At 71.0% G+C, this 18,799-nt stretch carries 9 protein-coding genes; 7 read left to right on the top strand and 2 right to left on the bottom strand.

Annotated elements, in window-relative coordinates; all coding sequences use genetic code 11:
* The first annotated feature begins 137 nt into the window (after positions 1-137).
* The 6 genes from HD841_RS06590 (at position 138) to HD841_RS06565 (ending at position 14,306) form a co-directional block, all read left to right on the top strand.
* A complete protein-coding gene (locus HD841_RS06590; protein ID WP_179508001.1) occupies positions 138-8,627 on the top strand; it encodes a BapA/Bap/LapF family large adhesin in 8,490 nt (2,829 codons plus the stop codon).
* 129 nt (positions 8,628-8,756) lie between these two features.
* On the top strand, positions 8,757-10,040 hold the full coding sequence (locus tag HD841_RS06585; RefSeq protein WP_257015265.1) for a TolC family protein: 1,284 nt from the start codon (positions 8,757-8,759) through the stop codon (positions 10,038-10,040).
* Entirely contained in the window at positions 10,037-12,181 is a 2,145-nt protein-coding gene (locus tag HD841_RS06580; protein WP_179508000.1) for a type I secretion system permease/ATPase, read from the top strand. The genes HD841_RS06585 and HD841_RS06580 overlap by 4 nt, the downstream gene beginning before the upstream one ends.
* Positions 12,178-13,365 carry an HlyD family efflux transporter periplasmic adaptor subunit gene (locus HD841_RS06575; protein ID WP_179507999.1) on the top strand — a complete coding sequence of 396 codons (1,188 nt, stop codon included), beginning with the start codon at positions 12,178-12,180 and terminating at the stop codon, positions 13,363-13,365. The genes HD841_RS06580 and HD841_RS06575 overlap by 4 nt, the downstream gene beginning before the upstream one ends.
* Entirely contained in the window at positions 13,362-13,829 is a 468-nt protein-coding gene (locus tag HD841_RS06570; RefSeq protein ID WP_179507998.1) for a MarR family winged helix-turn-helix transcriptional regulator, read from the top strand. Before HD841_RS06575 ends, HD841_RS06570 begins: the two co-directional genes overlap by 4 nt.
* A 288-nt stretch (positions 13,830-14,117) precedes the next feature.
* Entirely contained in the window at positions 14,118-14,306 is a 189-nt protein-coding gene (locus HD841_RS06565) for a hypothetical protein (RefSeq protein ID WP_179507997.1), read from the top strand.
* Positions 14,307-14,321: 15 nt separating this feature from the next.
* Here HD841_RS06565 and parE read toward each other — a convergent pair whose 3' ends face one another.
* Positions 14,322-16,304, bottom strand: coding sequence for a DNA topoisomerase IV subunit B (gene parE / locus HD841_RS06560; protein ID WP_179507996.1), 1,983 nt, complete (start codon positions 16,302-16,304; stop codon positions 14,322-14,324).
* A gap of 185 nt (positions 16,305-16,489) precedes the next feature.
* Here parE and HD841_RS06555 point away from each other — a divergent pair, with 185 nt between their 5' ends.
* Entirely contained in the window at positions 16,490-17,320 is an 831-nt protein-coding gene (locus tag HD841_RS06555; RefSeq protein WP_179507995.1) for an outer membrane protein, read from the top strand.
* Between the two features lie 702 nt (positions 17,321-18,022).
* On the opposite strand, the gene HD841_RS06550 is transcribed toward HD841_RS06555, so the two are convergent.
* Entirely contained in the window at positions 18,023-18,751 is a 729-nt protein-coding gene (locus tag HD841_RS06550) for a GcrA family cell cycle regulator (RefSeq protein ID WP_179507994.1), read from the bottom strand.
* Between the last annotated feature and the right edge of the window lie 48 nt (positions 18,752-18,799).

The raw sequence follows: 18,799 nt of genomic DNA, 5'->3' as shown, positions 1-18,799 counted from the left end.
ACAACGGTAATCAAAACCGGAATCGGAATAGAAGCAGCCTAGCCCCGGCCGTCGACTTTACTAGCATTATGCCATGCGCACCTTTTGTCCATTACGGACTTAGTGGTGCAAATCAGTGCCAGTAGAGGAACAGGGCCATGAACGTCGAAGTGATCTCGAAAGCGACCGGTGCCGTGAACCAGATCGCGGGCAACAGCGTCGATCTGGACGCCCCCAGCATCGTCCGCCTCGACATCACGCGTGCGCAGATCGCCGCCATGGACCGCGAGGGCCACGATCTCGTCATCCGCCTCGCCAATGGCGAGAGCGTCCGCATCGCCGATTTCTACCCCGACGCCCCCGCCGTCCCCCACGACCTCGTCCTGCGCGAGCCCGACGGCCAGCTCTGGGCCGCCCGCAGTGCCTCCGGCACGCCGCGGTTCGCATCGATCAAGGATCTCGGCGAACTCACCGCCGCCGCCAGCGAGGGCGGATCGTCACTCGCCCTGCCCGCGATGCTACTCGGCGGCGCCGCTGCGGCGGGCGGGATCGTCGCGGTCGCGAGCGGCGGCGGCAGCGACGACGGCGACCGCGACGAATCGGCGTCGGGCGGCGGCTCGCCCGTGTCGGAAACCCCCTCCGGCAGCGGTACGCCCGACACCACGCCGCCGGCCGTGCCGGTCGCCTCCGTCCGTGGCGACGGCGGCGCGATCACCGGCCGCGGCGAGCCCGGTGCGACGATCACCGTCCGCGACGCTGCCGGCACCGTGATCGGCACCACCACGGTCGGTGCCGACGGCACCTATACGCTGACCATCGCGCCGGCGCGCGTCGACAACGAGCAGCTCACCGTCACCCAGACCGATGCCACCGGCAACGTCTCGCCCGCGGTGACCATCCAGGCGCCCGACCTCACCGCACCCGCCGCACCCACCGCCGCGGTCGATGCCACCGGCGCCACCGTCGCCGGCCGCGGCGAGCCCGGCGCGACGATCACCGTCCGCGACGCCGCGGGCACGGTGCTCGGCACCGCCCTGGTCGCCGCCGACGGCAGCTACACCGTCACGCTCGCGACGCCGCAGGCGAATGGCGGGCCGCTCAGCGTCACCCAGAGCGACGCCGCCGGCAACGTCTCGCCGACGCTCGACGTCGCCGCACCCGACATCACCGCCCCCGCCGCACCCACCGTCGCGGTCGACGGCACCGGCACCGTCGTCACCGGCACCGGCGAACCCGGCGCCCGCGTCACCATCACCGATCCTGCCGGCACCACGCTCGCGACGGTGATCGTCGCCGCCGACGGCAGCTACAGCGCCACGCTCGCCACCGCGCAGGTCAACGGCGAGCGGCTCGACGCGCGCCAGACCGACGCTGCCGGCAACGCCTCGGGCAGCGCGAGCACCCTCGCCCCCGATCTCACCGCTCCCGCCCAGCCGACCGCGACGATCGCCGGCGACGGCGCCAGCGTCAGCGGCACCGGCGAAGCGGGTGCGCGCATCACCATCGTCGATGCCGCCGGCACCGTGCTCGGCACCACGATCGTCGGCGCCGACGGCAGCTACACCGCGACGCTGAGCCCCGCCCAGGTCAATGGCGAGGCGCTGACGGTGCGGGAGAGCGACGCCGCCGGCAATCTGGCGGCGCCGCTGGCGCTGACCGCCCCCGATTCCACCGCCCCGGCCGCGCCCGTCGCCGCGCTCGACGCGACCGGCACGATCGTAACCGGCACCGGCGAATCCGGCGCGGCGATCGTGGTGCGCGATGCCGCCGGCACCGCGCTCGGCACGACGACGGTCGATGCGCAGGGCAATTACGCGATCGTGCTCGCGACCCCGCAGGTGAACAGCCAGAGCCTCGCCGTCATCCAGACCGATGCCGCCGGCAACGCCTCGCCCGCGACCCCGCTTACCGCGCCCGACCTCACCGCCCCCGCCGCGCCGACGATCACCGTTGCCGCAGACGGCGCGAGCGTCAGCGGCGTCGGCGAGCCCGGCGCCACCGTCACGATCCGCGATCCGCTCGGCGCGGTGATCGCCACCGCGACTGTCGCTGCCGACGGCAATTACACCGCGACGCTGGCCACGCCGCAGATCGACGGCGAGCTGCTCAGCGTCCGCCAGGCCGATGCCGCCGGCAACCTGTCGCCCACCGCGACCGCCACCGCGCCCGACCTGATCGCCGACGTCCTGCCCGCCGCCCCTACGGCCATCGTGCGCGGTGACGGCGCGGCGGTCACCGGCGTCGCCGCCGGCGGCGCGACGATCACCCTCTACGACGCCAATGGCGTGGCGATTGCCACCGGCACCGCCGCCGCCGACGGCAGCTACAGCGTCGCCCTGACCCCGGCGCGCCTCGACGGCGAGACGATCCGCGTCACCCAGGCCGATGCGGCCGGCGCCGTGTCGCCCCCCGCCACCGCGATCGCCCCCGATTCCACCGCCGCCGGTGCGCCCAGCGCGACGCTCGACACCACCGGCCAGATCGTCACCGGCACTGCGGAGGCGGGTGCCACCGTCACCGTCCGCGATGCCGCCGGCAACGCGCTGGCGACCGCCACCGCCACCACCTCGGGCACCTATGCCGTGACGCTGCCGGCGGCACAGGCGAACGGCGGCACCCTCTCCGTCACCCAGACGGACGGCGCCGGCAACGTCTCCGCCGCCACCGGCATCGTCGTACCCGACACCACCGCGCCCGCCGCGCCGGCCGCCACCGTCGCCAGCGATGGCGTCTCGGTCAGCGGCACCGGCGAAGCCGGCGCGACGGTCACCGTCCGCGACGCCGTCGGCGCCCCGCTCGGGTCGGCGGTGGTGGCGCAGGACGGCAGCTACACCGTCGTGCTGACCAGCCCGCAGGGCGACGGCCAGACGGTCTCGGTCACGCAGACCGATCCCACCGGCAATGGCTCGCCCGCGACCGACGCCGTCGCACCCGATTTCACCGCCCCCGGCGCGCCGACCGGCGCCGTCGTGTCTGCGGGCACCACGCTGATCGGCACCGGCGAACCCGGTGCGACCGTCACGGTCACCGCTGCGGACGGCACGCCGCTCGGCAGCGCCGTCGTCGGCCGCAACGGCAGCTACGCCGTCACGCTCACCACGCCGCAAGCCAATGGCGAAGCCCTGACCGTCGTCCAGACCGACCCCACCGGCAACCCGTCGCCGTCGCTCGCGCTCATCGCGCCCGACGCTACCCCGCCCGCCGCACCGGCCGCAACGCTCGACGCCAGCGGCAGCATCGTCACCGGTACCGGCGAGATCGGCGCGACCGTCACCGTGCGCGACGCCGCCGGCGCGTTGCTCGGCAGCGCGATCGTCACCGCGCAGGGCGGTTATTCCATCACCCTCACCACGCCGCAGGTCGATCGTCAGGCGCTTGCGGTGGTGCAGACCGACGGCGCCGGCAACGCCTCGCCCCCCGTGGCGCTGACCGCCCCGGACATCACCGCGCCGCTCGCCCCCACCGCCACCGTCGCCGCCAACGGCCAGAGCGTCACCGGCACCGGCGAGCCCGATGCGATCATCAGCATCCGCAATCCGGTCGGGCTGGAGATCGGCACCGTAACCGTCGCCGCCGACGGCAGCTATACCGCGACGCTGTCGACGCCGCAGGTCGACGGCGAGGTGCTGACCGTGCGCCAGACCGACGCCGCCGGCAATCCGTCGCCGCTCGTCAACGCCCCCGCGCCCGATCTCGCCCCCGGCGTCGTCCCGATGCCGCCCTCCGCCAGCATCGCGAGCGACGGCACCGCCGTGACCGGCCGCGCGATGGGCGCCGCGACGATCACCGTCTACAACGACGCCGGCACCGTTATCGCCAGCGGCACCGCCGCGGCCGACGGCACCTACAGCGTTGCGCTGACCCCGCCGCGCGTCGATGGCGAGACCGTCTTCGTCACGCAGAGCGACGCGATCGGCGCCTCACCGCCGACCACCGCGATCGCGCCCGACCTCACCGCGCCCGCCGCACCGACCGCAGCGCTCGATTCGACCGGCAGCGTCGTCACCGGCATCGGCGAGCCCGGTGCCACGATCGAGGTGCGCGACGTCAACGGCGGGTCGCTCGGCACCGCCACCGTCAACACCGCGGGCAGCTATGCGGTCACCCTGTCGACGCCGCAGGTCGACGGCCAGCTGCTCGCCGTCACCCAGTCGGACGGCATCAACGTCTCGCCCGCGATCCCGCTGGTCGCGCCGGACTATACCGCGCCGCCCGCACCGCTGGCGACGGTCAGCACCGACGGCGGCTTCGTCTCGGGCACCGGCGAGCCCGGCACGATCGCCACGGTGCGCGATGCCGCCGGCGCCGTGCTCGGCACCGCGACGGTCGACACCACCGGCGGCTTCACCGTGCCGCTGACCCCGGCGCAGGTCGACGGCGAGAGCGTCCGGGTGACGCTGACCGACGCGACCGGCAACACCTCGCCCGCCGTCACCCTCACCGCACCCGATTTCACCGCTCCCGCCGCGCCGACGCTCAGCGTCAACGGCGACGGCACGGCGGTGACCGGCACCGGCGAAGCGGGCGCGCGGGTGACGATCACCAACGCCGCGGGCACCGTGCTCGGCAGCGCGATCGTCGCGGCCGGCGGCAGCTTCACCGTGCCCCTCGTCCCGCAGCAGAACAACGGCGGCACGCTTACCGCGGTCCAGGCGGACGCCGACAACAACGTCTCCGCCCCCGCGACGGCCACCGCGCCCGACCTGATCAATCCGGTCGCGCCGACCGCCACCGTTTCCCCCGACGGCACCACCGTCAGCGGCATTGGCGAGGCGGGCGCCCGGATCGTCGTGACCGACCCCACCGGCGCTCCGATCGGCGTGACGATCGTCGCCGCCAACAACAGCTACGCCGTCACCCTCAGCACGCCGCAGGCGAACGGGGAGACGCTCACCGTCACCCAGACCGACGGCGGCGGCAACGTCTCGCCCCCGGTCCAGGCGCCCGCCCCCGACATCACCGCGCCGGCCGCGCCGACGCTGGTCGTCGCCGCCGACGGCACGACCGCGGGCGGCATCGGCGAGGCCAATGCCCGCGTCACCGTCACCGTCGCCGGCCCCGATGGCTTCACCGTCACCGTCACCGCCGATTCCGATGGCAAGTACAGCGTCCCGCTCGCCCCGGCACGATTGAACGGCGAGGGCGTCACCGCGACCCAGGCCGACGCCATCGGCAACGTCTCCGCCGCCGCCACCGCCACCGCACCCGACATCACCGCGCCTGCCGCACCGACCGGCACCGTGGCGGGCGACGGCGCCAGCATCACCGGCACCGGAGAGGCCGGCGCGACGGTCACCGTCCGCGGCGTCGGCGGCCCGCTCGGCAGCGCCGTCGTCGATGCCAACGGCAGCTTCACGATCGCGCTGTCGCCGGCGCAGATCAATGCCGAGACGCTGACGCTCGCGCAGGCCGACGCGCGCGGCAATCCCTCGCCCACCACGACGGTCACCGCGCCTGACCTCGTGCTGCCGGGCGCGCCGACCGCCAGCGTCACCCCCGACGGCACCAGCGTCATCGGCAACGGCCAGCCCGGCGCGCTGGTCACCATCACCGCGCTCGACGGCACGGTGATCGGCACCGGCCTCGTCGCCGCCAACGGCACCTATATCGCCCCGCTCGACACGCCGCAGCGCAATGGCGAGCTGCTCGGCGCGACGCAGCGCGACGGCGCCGGCACCTCGCCCGTGACCCCGGCGATCGCACCCGACTCAACGGCGCCCGATATGCCCGTCGCGACGGTGACCTCGGACGGCGTCTTCGTCACCGGCACCGGCGAGCCCGGCGCCCGGGTCACGGTGGTCGACGGCAACGGCGCCACGCTCGGCACCACGGTGGTCGATGCGGACCGCACCTATACCGTTCAGCTCGCCCAGCCGCAGACCGGCGGCCAGCGGCTCACCGTCACGCAGAGCGACGCCGCCGGCAACGGCTCGCAGCCGGCCGAGGCCACCGCCCCGACGGTGGTCGGGCCCGCGCCGCTCACCGCCGCCGTGTTGCTCGACGGCACGACCGTTGCCGGCACCGCGGCCGCGGGTGCGACGGTCACCGTCACGCTCGGCGGCACCACGCTCGGCACGACCACTGCCGACGCGAATGGCAGCTATTCGATCACCTTGACCACGGCGCAGCACAATGGCGAGACGCTCACCGTCACGCAGGCCGGTACCAACGTCCCGGCCGCATCGGTGCTCGCGCTTGCGCCCGACACCACCGCCCCCGCCGCCCCGACTCTGGAGGTCGGCGGCACCGGCAGCTCGGTGATCGGCACGGGCGAGCCCGGTGCGACGGTGACGATCCGCGCCGCCGACCTCACCGTCCTCGGCACCGCGGTGGTGACCGGCACCGGCGAATATCTCGTCCCGCTCAGCACGCCGCAGCGCAACGGCGAGACGCTGACCGCGATCCAGGCCGACACCGCCGGCAACATCTCGGCCCCGGCCACCGCCACCGCCCCCGACATCACCGCCCCGCCGCCGCCCGCCGCGCTGCTGGTCAACCCGACGGGCACCACGCTGATCGGCACCGGCGAGATCGGCGCGCGGGTCGAGGTGCGCAGCGGCGGCACCCTGCTCGGCACCGGCACGGTCGATGCCGGCGGCAACTTCAGCATCACGCTGACCATTCCGCAGGTCGCAGGGGCGACGCTCGCGGTCACGCAGGCGGACCGGGCCGGCAACGTCTCGGGCGCCGCGACGGTCGTCGCGCCGTTCGACATCCAGGCGTTCGGCAACACCGCCACCGCGACGATCGACCTCCTCCCCGTCGTCGCCGCGGCCCCGACCGCGGTCGGCAGCACCGCCTATGGCGCGCTGGTCTCGGCCGGCGCGCTCAACCTGCAGGCCGAAGTGCTGGGCACCCCCAGCGTCCGCTTCACCGTGCAGGACGGCCACAACCTCGCCGCGAGCTTCACCTACGACGCGACGCTGACCATCGGCGCGACCAGCGGCTATAGCGTCGTCGTCCAGCGCTTCGACGGCACACGATGGGTCGCGGTCAACGGCACGCCGGGCGGATCGTTGCTCGAACTCGGGCTGCTGAACGGCGATCTCACCGCTGCGCAGACGCTCACGCCGGGCGACTATCGCGCCTTCCTGACCTATCAGAGCGGCCTCGGCGTCGGCGTCGGTCTGCTCGGCAGCCTCGCGGTCAGCGGCACCGATATCGATTATACCGATGTCGGGACGATCCGGCCGGTCGCCGCCACCGGCAACGTCATAACCGATGCCGGCGCCAACGCCGCCGTCGACGTGGTCTCACCGGGGACGCAGGTGGTCAGCGTCACCAACACCGTCACCGGCGCGGTCACGACGCTCGCCGTCACCGGCGCCACCAGCGTCGACGGCGAATGGGGCACGCTGCTGATCAACCCCGACGGCAGCTACACCTACACGCCCGACGCAAATGCCGCGGCGATCGGCCGGACCGACGTCTTCTCCTATACGCTGCTCGATCCGAGCGACGGCGAACGCGAGAGCGCCACCCTGTCGATCACCGTCGGCAGCGGCGCGATCACCGGCGCGCCGGTCGCGGTAGCCGATGTCGCGCTGGCGCCGGTCACCTATGCCAATGTCGTTGAAGCGGCGCCCACGACCGCGTTCAGCTTCGCCGCCGTGCCGGTGCGAGGGGGGCTGTTGCCGGTCGGGTCGCATGGCGAGACGACGGGCACGTTCCTGCTCGCCCCCAATACGGACACCGACGTCACCTTCCGCGCGGCGACCTCGGGCGGGCTCAGCGTCGCCCCCAATTACACGCTGACGCTGACCAACCTCACCACCGGCGCCACCCAGTCGATCCAGAACCTGGCGGTGCTCAACCTCACCGGCGGGATCGCCAGCGCCTCCTTCGCGCTGAACGACCTGCCGCCGGGCAACTATCGCTACACGCTGGCCGCGGACACGCTGCTCGCCACCCGCTTCGACACCAACGTGACGCTGGACCGCGTGTCGACGCTGCTCGACCGTCATATCGTGGTCAGCCCCGCGCCGGTCGAGGGCAGCCTGCTCGCCAACGACAACGGCCATTCGGACTTCCTGGCGGTCCGCGTCGGCACCGGCACCGCGCTCACCGAGGTCGGCAATACCCCGGTCGTCGTCAACGGCACGCATGGCACGCTGACCGTCGATGAGGTCGGCCATTACGTCTACCAGCCGAACCAGAACCTGGTCTATTCGACCACCGACCTGCGCGACACCTTCACCTACGAACTCGTCCAGCCCAACGGCGTCGCGGTCAGCACGACTCTGACCGTCACGATCGACGTGCCGGGCGATAACGCCTCGGCGATGGTCCATTACGCCATTGCGCCGGTCTATAGTATCGAACCCGATGTGGTTTCACTCGATATGCATGCGGGTGTATCCGACGGCCATCTCGCCACGGCTGCGGCGACCACCGTCACCGGCGACGCCGACGGCACTGCGATCGGCCTCGCCACCTACGACCTGTTCGAAGGCCGCGGCGAGCTGGAGGATGTGCTCTCGCATTATCTCGCCAGCCATCCCGGCAGCCTCCAGCCCGAGGCGTCGTTCGTGGACCACAATGCCGCGGTCGTCCCGGTCGCGCCGCAGATCGTCGCCGACCCGCTCGACTATCTTGCGACGGTGGATGATCAAACGCATCACCAAACTACCATCAATCATGTTGTATAAGCACCGCAAACTGCATCTAAAGTATTGATGGCAAAAGGGTGAAATCTACTCTTTGTTAAGCAACCGGGCCTCTTTTGCGCGGCAAGAGAGGACCCGATTGCAATGCGTTTTCGACGACGGTTACCCAGGATGTTGGTCGCGACGGGCGTGGTGATGACCGCCACGCTGTGCGGCAGCGGCATGGCCGCCGACGCGCCTGGTCCCGTCACGCTCGAAACCGCCGCGCGCGATGCCGTCGCCTGGCATCCGTCGGTGATCGAGGCGGCGGGCACGCTCGCCGCGGCGGGCGAAGACGTCGCGGCGGCGCGCGCCGGCTATCTGCCGACGGTCAGCGCCGGCATCGGCAGCGGCTATGACAGCCGCGTGTCGGGCACGTGGCGGCCGCGGCCGCAGTTCGGCGCGTCGCAGATGCTCTACGATTTCGGCAAGGTGTCGAGCGATGTCGCCGCCGCCCGCGCCGGCACCCGCGCCAGCCGCGCCGAGATGCTGCTCGCCGTCGACACGCTGATCCGCGACACGGCTTATGCGGTGATCGAGCTGCAACGCGCCACCGCGCAGCGCGCCATCGCCCGCGACCAGGCCGAGCGCATCCGCCAGATCAGCGAACTCGTCGGCCAGCGCGCGACGATGGGCGCCGCCACCCGCTCCGACGCGCTGCAGGCGCAGGCGCGGGTCGAGGCGGCGCAGGCCAGCCTGACCCAGGTCGAGGCGGAGGAGCGGCGCTGGACCAGCAACCTCGCCTTCCTGCTCGGCCGCCCGGCGCCCGCCGGCGTCTCCGCCGACGTGCCCGACTGGCTGATGCGCGGCTGCGCCGGCCCCGCCCCGGCGTGGCGGGCCGTTCCCGCGGTCGCCGCCGCCGATGCCGAGGCGGAGCGCGCCGCCGCCAATCTGCGCCGCAGCCGCGCCGACCGCCTGCCGACCCTCTCGCTCGGCGGCGACGCCTCGACCGACATCGGCTCGCCGTTCGGCGACCGCAGCATCTACAATTTCGGCCTGCGCGTCACGAGCAACATCTTCGCCGGCGGCCTCACCAAGGCGCGCGTGCGCAGCGCCGCCTACCGGCTCGACGCCGCCGAGGCGAGCGCGCGCCGCGTCCGCAACGAGAGCAGCCAGCAGCTCGCCGAGGCGCAGCAGCAGATCGACAGCCTCTCGCGCCTCGTCACCACGCTCGCCTCGCGCGAGGACAATATGCGCGAGACCGGCCGGCTCTACCGCATCCAATATCTCGAAATGGGAACCCGCACCTTGGTCGATCTGCTCAATGCAGAACAGGAACTGCAACAGGTGCGCTTCGACGCGGTCAATACCACGCAGAACTTGCGCCGGTTGCAGATCGACTGCCTCTACGTGTCGGGCAGGATGCGCGACGCCTTCGGCCTGTCGGGCACGTCGGTGCGCGGGGTGACGCTGTGACCGCCGCGCGCGCTCCGGCGCCGCCGGGAACCGTCGACGGATGGCTCGAACTGCTCGGCCGCGTCGCCCGCCACTATCGCCTGCCCGTCTCCGAACAGCGCGCTCGCCTCGCCGCGCAATGGGATCTCGGCGGCGACGAGGACGCGCGCATCCTGGCGCTCGCCCGCGCCACCGGCCTCACCGTCCGTTTCGCGACCCCGCAGGCGGTCACGCTCAGCGGCTGGCGGCTGCCGATGATCGTCCGCCTCGCCGATGGCGAGATCGCGCTGATCGACGGCATCGACGGGGACGATCACGCCCGGCTGGTGCTGCCCGGCGATCGCGGCGGCCAGACCCGCCTGCCGCTCGCCGAGCTGCGCGCCGCCGCCACCGGCTTCGTCGTGCCGCGGCCGGTGCGCTCCTCGCCGGATGCGCGGGTCGACACCTATATCCGCCCGTTCGAGGATCACTGGCTGCGCCAGATCCTGATGCGCGACGCGCCCGCCTACGGCCATGTCATGGTCGCCTCGGTGGTCACCAACCTGCTCGGCCTCGCCGGCGTGCTGTTCTCGATGCAGGTCTACGACCGCGTCGTGCCGGCGGCGTCGATCCCGACGCTGACCATCCTGTTCGTCGGCGTGCTGGTCGCGATCGGCTTCGACTTCGCGCTGCGGCGGCTGCGCACCAACATCGTCGACGTGCTCGGCAAGCGCGCCGACCTGCGCATCTCCGACCGCGTCTTCGGCCATGCGCTGCGCGTCCGCAACCAGTCGCGCCCGCCCTCGACCGGCACCTTCATCGCCCAGCTCCGCGACCTCGACCAGGTCCGCGACATGCTCACCTCGACGACGATCGCCACCGTCGCCGACCTGCCCTTCTTCCTGATGTTCCTCGGCCTGCTCTGGTATATCGGCGGCCTGCTCGCGCTGGTGCCGCTCGTCGCGCTCGTGCTGCTGCTGCTGCCCGGCCTGCTCGCCCAGCGCCGGCTGCGCATGCTCGCGACGGAATCGATGCGCGAATCCTCGCTGCGCAACGCGATGCTGGTCGAGGCGGTGCAGGGCATCGAGGACATCAAGGCGCTCCAGGCCGAGGAGCGCTTCCACCAGCAGTGGAACCACTACAATGCCGTCGCCGGCGAGGCGCAATTGCGGCTGCGCGGCCTCACCAACGGCCTGTCGGTGTGGACGCAGAGCGTGCAGAACGGCGTCTATGCCGCGATCATCTTCGTCGGCGCGCCGCTCGTCATTGCGGGCAGCATCACCACCGGCGTGCTCGTCGCCACCTCGATCCTCGGCTCGCGGATGATGGCGCCGATGGCGCAGGTGACGCAATTGCTCGGCCGCTGGCAGCACGCGAAGGTCGCGATGGGCAGCCTCAACCAGATCATGGCGCTGCCCGTCGACAGCGCCGACGCCGACCACCGCATCCCGCTGCCCGCGGTCACCGGCGCCTTCGCCTTGCGCTCGGCGGTGTTCACCTATGCCGATCCCAACGCGCCGCCCGCGCTCAGCATCGCCAATCTGGAGATCGCCGCGGGCGACCGGATCGCGCTGCTCGGCCGCAACGGCGCCGGCAAGTCGACGCTGCTCCAGGGCCTGTCGGGCATGTTGCAACCGGTGTCGGGAGAGGTGCTGCTCGACGGCCTCGCGCTGCACCAGATCGACCCCGCCGACGTCCGCCGCGACGTCGCGCTGCTCACCCAGTCGAGCCGCCTGTTCCACGGCACGCTGCGCGAGAACCTGACGCTCGGCGCGCCCGCCGCCTCGGATAGCGAGATCATGGCCGCGCTCGCCATGGTCGGCGCCGACGCGATGCTGCGCCGGCTGCGCGACGGCCTTGGCCATGTCGTGCAGGAGGGCGGGCGCGGCCTGTCCGGCGGACAGGTGCAGGCGCTGCTGCTCGCGCGACTGCTGCTCCGCCAGCCGATGGTCGCGCTGCTCGACGAACCCACCGCGGCGATGGACGAGGCGACCGAACGCCATTTCATCCAGCAGCTCGGCGCGTGGAGCCGGGACCGCACCATCATCGTCGCTACCCACCGGATGCGGATGCTCGACATCGTCGACCGCATCATCGTCATCGATCAGGGCAGCGTCATCCTCGACGGCCCGCGCGACCAGATCCTCGCCACGATGCGTGGCACCCGGAGTGCAGCGGCATGACCAGCATCACCGCCGACGACGACCATCTGTTCGGCGACGACGGCGAGGCCGCGCGCATCACCGCGACCCGGCTGATCTGGCTGCTCGCCGCGCTGTTCGTCGCCGCGCTCGGCTGGGCGTGGTTCGCCAGCCTCGACGAGGTCGCGACCGGCGAGGCGCGCGTCGTGCCGACCAGCCGCGAACAAGTGCTGCAATCGCTGGAGGGCGGCATCCTCGCCAGGATGCTCGTCCGGCAGGACGATATCGTCAAGCCGGGCCAGTTGCTCGCGCAACTCGATCCCACCCAGGCCGGCTCGACCGTCGAGGAGAGCGCCGCCAAATATCGCGCCGCGCTCGCCAGCGCCGGCCGGCTGCAGGCCGAGGCGAACGGCACCCCCTTGCGCTTCTCGCCCGAGCTCGACCGTTTCCCCGACCTCAAGGCCGCCGAGACCAGCCTCTACGAGACCCGCCGCCGCAGCCTGCAATCCTCGGTCGCGCTGATCGACCAGAGCCTCGCGCTGATCGGCCGCGAGGTCTCGATCGGCCAGTCGCTGATCACCGTCGGCGCGGCGAGCAACGTCGAGGTGCTGCGCCTGCAACGCCAGCGCGCCGACCTCGAACTCAAGAAGGCCGACCTGCGCTCGCAATATATGGTCGAGGCGCGGCAGGATCTCGCCAAGGTGATGGAACAGGTCGACACGCTCGGCCCGGTGATCCGCGGCCGCTCCGACACGCTGAGTCGCCTCACGCTGCGCTCGCCGGTGCGCGGCGTCGTCAAGAATATCGAGGTTTCGACGATCGGCGGCGTCATCCCGCCCAACGGCAAGGTCATGGAGATCGTCCCGCTCGACGACCGCCTGCTGATCGAGGCACGCATCCAGCCGCGCGACATCGCCTTCATCCGCCCCGGTCAGGCCGCCAAGGTCAAGGTCACCGCTTATGATTACTCGATCTACGGCGGCCTCGACGGCGTCGTCACCACCATCTCCCCCGATACGATCCGCGACGAGGTGAAGCCCGACGTGCTCTATTACCGTGTTTTCGTGCGCACCAGGTCGGACTCGCTGACCAACGCGGCCGGGCGTCGCTTCCCGATCACCCCCGGCATGGTCGCCACGGTCGACATCCACACCGGCAGCAAGACCGTGCTGCAATATCTGCTCAAACCCCTCAACCGTGCGCAGGAGGCACTGCGCGAACGATGAGCCCGCCCCTCGACCACGCCGCCTTCGCCGGCGCCACCCCGGTCGACGGCGCCGATGCCACGCCGTTCACGCCGACGCTGCTCGCCCGCGCCCGCCAGGCGCGCCAGCTGCGGTCCCGGATGAGCCACTTCCTGCCGCGCGACCTGCTCGTCGATCCCGCCTGGGACATGATGATCGACCTGTTCATCGCCGCCGGCACCGGCGAACGCCTCTATATCAAGGATCTCACCTTGATGTCGGGCGAGAGCACGACCAGCGCGATGCGCCGCATCGACCGGTTGCAGGAGGCCGGGCTGCTCTCCCGCCGCCCCGATCCGACCGATCATCGCCGCGTCCGCGTGCGCCTGACCGGCAAGGGCTATGCGGCGATGGCGGCGATGCTTGAACATCTGTTCGACACGCCCGACACCGCCGAAGCGGCGGCCGATCCGCGCACCTTCCACCCCGGCGCGACGCGCGGCTGAGCGATCCCGCACGCGCCCCATCCCGACGATCCCGCCGCACTGGAGGTCGCGTTCGAGGATGGGCGGCTGTCCGGCGTCGACGGCACCGCGCGCGACTGCCCGTTCGACTTTCGCGCGGTGCTGGTCCGCGCCGCCTGGCATGCCGGCTTCTTGCACGGACGCATGCAGGCGCGGCAGCTCCCGGCCCCGCCGCAATGGCCGCCACTCTGAGTGTAACGGTTCGTCTTATTTAACCTATTTAAGCGCTTACCGGGTGGAACGGGCATAATCGGATGGAGTTGGACGCGGATGATTGATCCCGCCGACGCCGTCTTCGCCTTCGAGGAAGGGGATCACCTCACCCGCATCCACCTCAAGCTGGCCCTCGAAGACATCGGCTTCATCGTCCTCGAGGAGGACGAGACGATCCACCTGCTCAGCACCACGCCCGGCACCTGCCTCGACGACCGCGACGCCGACGACCGCGACGCGCGCTGAGCGAGGTGGCGGCGATCAGGCGTCGATCGCCTCTTCGTCCAGCCGCGCCGCATTCTCCTGGATGAAGGCGAAGCGATGCGCCGGATTGTTGCCCATCAGCCGGTCGACCAGATCCTTCACCCCGGCGCGCTCCTCATATTCCTGCGGCAGGGTGATGCGGATCATGCCACGCGTCTTCGGATCCATCGTCGTCTCGCGAAGCTGGCCGGGGTTCATCTCGCCCAGTCCCTTGAACCGCGCCACCTCGACCTTCTTGCCCTTGAACGCGGTCTTCTCCAGCTCGGCGCGATGCGCATCGTCGCGCGCATACAGCGACTTCGCGCCGACCGTCAGCCGGTAGAGCGGCGGCTGCGCCAGATACAAATGGCCGCGCCGCACCAGGTCGGGCATCTCCTGAAAGAAGAAGGTCATCAGCAAGGTCGCGATATGCGCGCCGTCGACGTCGGCGTCGGTCATGATGACGACGCGTTCGTAGCGGAGCTGGCTCGCGTCGCACTCCTTGCGCGTGCCGCAGCCCAGCGCCTGGACCAGGTCGGCGATTTCCTGATTGGCGACGATCTTGGCGCTGGTCGCGCTCGCGACGTTGAGGATCTTGCCGCGGATCGGCAGGATCGCCTGCGTCTTGCGATCGCGCGCCTGTTTCGCCGAGCCGCCTGCCGAATCGCCCTCGACGATGAACAGTTCGGTGCCCTCGTTGCCGTCACTGGCGCAATCGGTCAGCTTGCCGGGCAGGCGCAGCTTGCGCGCGCTGGTCGCGGTCTTGCGCTTGACCTCGCGCTCCTGCTTGCGGCGCAGCCGCTCGTCCATCCGTTCGAGGACATAGCCGAGCAGCGCCTTGCCGCGGTCCATATTGTGGCCGAGCCAATGGTCGAAATGGTCGCGCACCGCCTTTTCGACCAGCCCCGCCGCCTCCGGACTGGTGAGGCGGTCCTTGGTCTGGCTCTGGAACTGCGGATCGCGGATGAAGACGCTGAGCATCAGCTCGCTGCCGACCATCACGTCGTCTGCGGTGATCTCCTTGGCCTTCTTCTGGTGGACCAGCTCGCCGAACGCGCGCAAGCCACGCACCAGCGCCTGGCGCAGCCCCTGTTCGTGCGTACCGCCATCAGGCGTCGGGATCGTGTTGCAATACCAGCTATAGCTGCCGTCGCTCCACAGCGGCCAGGCGACCGCCCATTCGACGCGCCCCTGCGCGTTGGGAAAGTCCTGATTGCCCGCGAAGAAGTCGGTCGTCGCGCACTCGCGGCTGCCGACCTGTTCCTTGAGGTGATCGGCAAGGCCGCCGGGAAACTGGAACACCGCCTCGGCGGGCGTGTCGGTCCCCTCGACCAGCTCGGGCGCGCAATGCCAGCGGATCTCGACGCCGGCGAACAGATACGCCTTCGACCGGGCGAGCTGGTAGAGCCGCTTGGGCTTGAACGCCAGTTCCGGCCCGAAGATCTCGGTATCGGGGGTGAAGGCGACCGAGGTGCCGCGCCGGTTGGGCGCCGCGCCGACATGCTCCAGCGGCCCCTGCGTCACGCCGCGGCTGAACCGCTGGCGGTAGAGCTGCCGTTCGCGCGCCACCTCGACCAACGTGTCCGACGAGAGCGCATTGACCACCGACACGCCGACGCCGTGCAGGCCGCCACTGGTCGCATAGGCCTTGCCGGCGAACTTGCCGCCCGAATGGAGCGTCGACAGGATTACTTCCAGCGCGCTCTTGTCGGGGAACTTGGGGTGCGGGTCGACCGGAATGCCGCGGCCGTTGTCGGTGATCGTCAGCCGGTTGCCCGGCTCCAGCGTCACCTCGATCCGCGTCGCATGGCCGGCGACCGCCTCGTCCATCGCATTGTCGAGCACTTCGGCGGCGAGATGGTGCAGCGCGCGCTCGTCGGTGCCGCCGACATACATGCCGGGGCGGCGGCGGACGGGTTCGAGCCCCTCCAGTACCTCGATCGAAGAGGCGTCGTAACTCGTATCGGGCGTCGCGGAGGACGCGAAAAGGTCTTGGGCCATTGCCGGGAACCATAAGGGAACATCGCCGCCGATGCCAGCGCCGGACCGCGGCGGCGGCCGTGCCGATTGTTGCTCCTCGATTGCTCGACCGATGCATCAAAGCCACAGTGAATGTGAATCGAAAAACTGATGCATATCAGTGGCATCCAGTACGTTCCTGCGAGCGCAACACTTTGGGAGAGATCATGCGTACCACCCTGCTGCTCGGCGCTTTCGCCGCCGTCACCCTCGCCACCGCCGCCCAGGCACAGGAAACCGGCGATCCCGCGCCGTTCACGGGCGTCTATGTCGCCGCCGCGGGCGGCTATGATGTCCAGCCCAACGATACCGGATCGACGATCCTGTTCGACCGCGGGTCGAACGGCAGCTTCGGCGACACGGTGATCGCGAACGGCAGCAACGCCTTCTCGCAGGGCTTCTGCAACGGCCGTGCCCGCGGCCGCACGCCGCTGCCCGGCGGCTGTGCCAACGACAAGGACGGCTGGTCCTATTACGGTCGCATCGGCATGGATTCGCAGGTCGGCAACATCGTCGTCGGCGCGCTCGGCGAATTCGGCAAGACCGAGATCAGCGACAGCGTCAGCGGCTTCTCCACCACGCCGGCGAATTACGTGATGACCCGCGACGTGAAGTGGGAGGCGAGCATCCGCGGCCGCGTCGGCTATGCGCCCGGCACAACCCTGTTCTACGGCACCTTCGGCCCCGGCTATGCCAATATCGACCGCAGCTTCACCACGACCAACGCGCAGAATGCCTTCGCCCAGTTCGGCAAGCGCAAGCAGTTCGGCATCGTCGGCGGTGGCGGCATCGAACAGAAGATTGGCGAGCATGTCTCGGTCGGCATGGAATACACCTTCCACCAGTATAACGACGACGACGCCCGCGTCCGCGTGTCGCAGGGCAGCGCGCCGCTGGGCAATCCGTTCGTCGTCGGCGGCACGACGACCGACTTCCGCCGCTCGGACGAGAAGTTCCGCTGGCACTCGCTGCGCGCCACCGCGGCCTTCCGCTTCTAGGCGCAGCGCTTACGCCGGATGGGCGAAGGGGCCAGCTTCGCAGGAAGCCGGCCCCTTTTGTCTGTGAGCGAGGTGGAACGCGATCGTTCGGCGGCTGTCCTATGGTGCGCACATATCCCCGCGGCGAGGCTCTTTCTCATCGGCGCACCGCGATCGTCACCGTTTCGGAAACGATCGAAGTGGATCGTTGCCGGTATGGTGTCCCTGTTGTCCATGTCGCCCGACAGGATGAATGTCCCTCGGACTCACGCGAAAACCCGGCCGAACGGTCGGCAGCGGAAAACGCGTTGCGCAGCCGCGCCCCAAGGGCCGGGAAACTCATCGCCCCGCCACGCGTGATCCCCGGACCTGTTCGAGACCGCTGCGCACCTGCCCCAGTGCTCCTGCGAAAGCAGGAGCCCAGAAGTCCCGAGCGCTATAAGACGTTGTCTTGCTTGTCTCTGGGCTCCTGCATTCGCAGGAGCACTGTCTTGCTTTACCGGCGACGCGGACCTCCGCAGAGCTCTCGGACCTGTTCCGGGGTGCGCGCCGCGCCGACCGAAACCGACCCGGGGGAAGCCTGCCCTTGCGGCCCGGTGTGACGGTCCTTCGCGGAGCTCATCACCTCGGACCCGGCAGCGCCCCGCTGGCCACAAGGCCTGCCATCAATGAAAAAGGCCGCCCCCTCGCGGGGAGCGACCTCCATCACATCGGATCGCACGATCAGCGTACGCGCGGGCCGCCGAACGGCAGCGGCGGCGGCGGACGGCGGTCGCGGCGCGGCAGCTGCGCCTGATAGGCGTGACCGCAATGCGCGACGCAATACGGGAAACCGGGGTTCACCTTCTCGCCGCAGAAGTGGAAGTCGGGCTCGCCCGGATGGCCGAGCGGCCATTTGCAGATCCGGTCGTTGAGATCGAGCAAGGTCGTCTTGCCCGCGATCTCGGGCGAGGGCTTGGCGGGCACCAGCCGGCGCGGCGGCGCGGGCGTCGAGGGCGGCTGCTGCTCGCCGGGCGACTGGCGGACGAAGCCGCCCGGCCCCACCGAGCGCAGGATCGGCTGCGGCTCGCGCTTCGGCGCGGCGACGACCTCATCCTCCTCGTCGGCCTCGTCCTCGATCTCCTCGTCCTCATCGTCGTCCGACTCGGCGGCGACGACCGGCGCGGGCTCGGGCGCGGGGCGCGGCGGAGCGGGCGGCGCGGCGACCACCGGTGCGAGTTCCGGCTCGGGCTCGGGCAGCGGCACCACGGGTGCCGGCGCGGGGGCGGCAGCGGCAGCGGCCGGCTCATTCGGCTTCACCGGCGACGGGCGCGACTGCAGGCCAAGGCGATGCGCCTTGCCGATCACCGCGTTGCGGCTGACGCCGCCCAGCGCCTCGGCGATCTGGCTGGCGGTCTGCCCCGCCTCCCACATCGTCTTGAGCGTGTCGATCCGCTCGTCGGTCCAGGACATTATCACGTTCCTTACTCTTGCGCCGGGTTGCGGGCGGCTGCCGCTGCG

This window comes from Sphingomonas melonis, assembly GCF_013409985.1.
GTDB lineage: Bacteria > Pseudomonadota > Alphaproteobacteria > Sphingomonadales > Sphingomonadaceae > Sphingomonas > Sphingomonas melonis_A.
The sequence above is the reverse complement of the archived record's forward strand: the minus strand, read 5'-3'. Positions and strand labels throughout refer to the sequence as shown.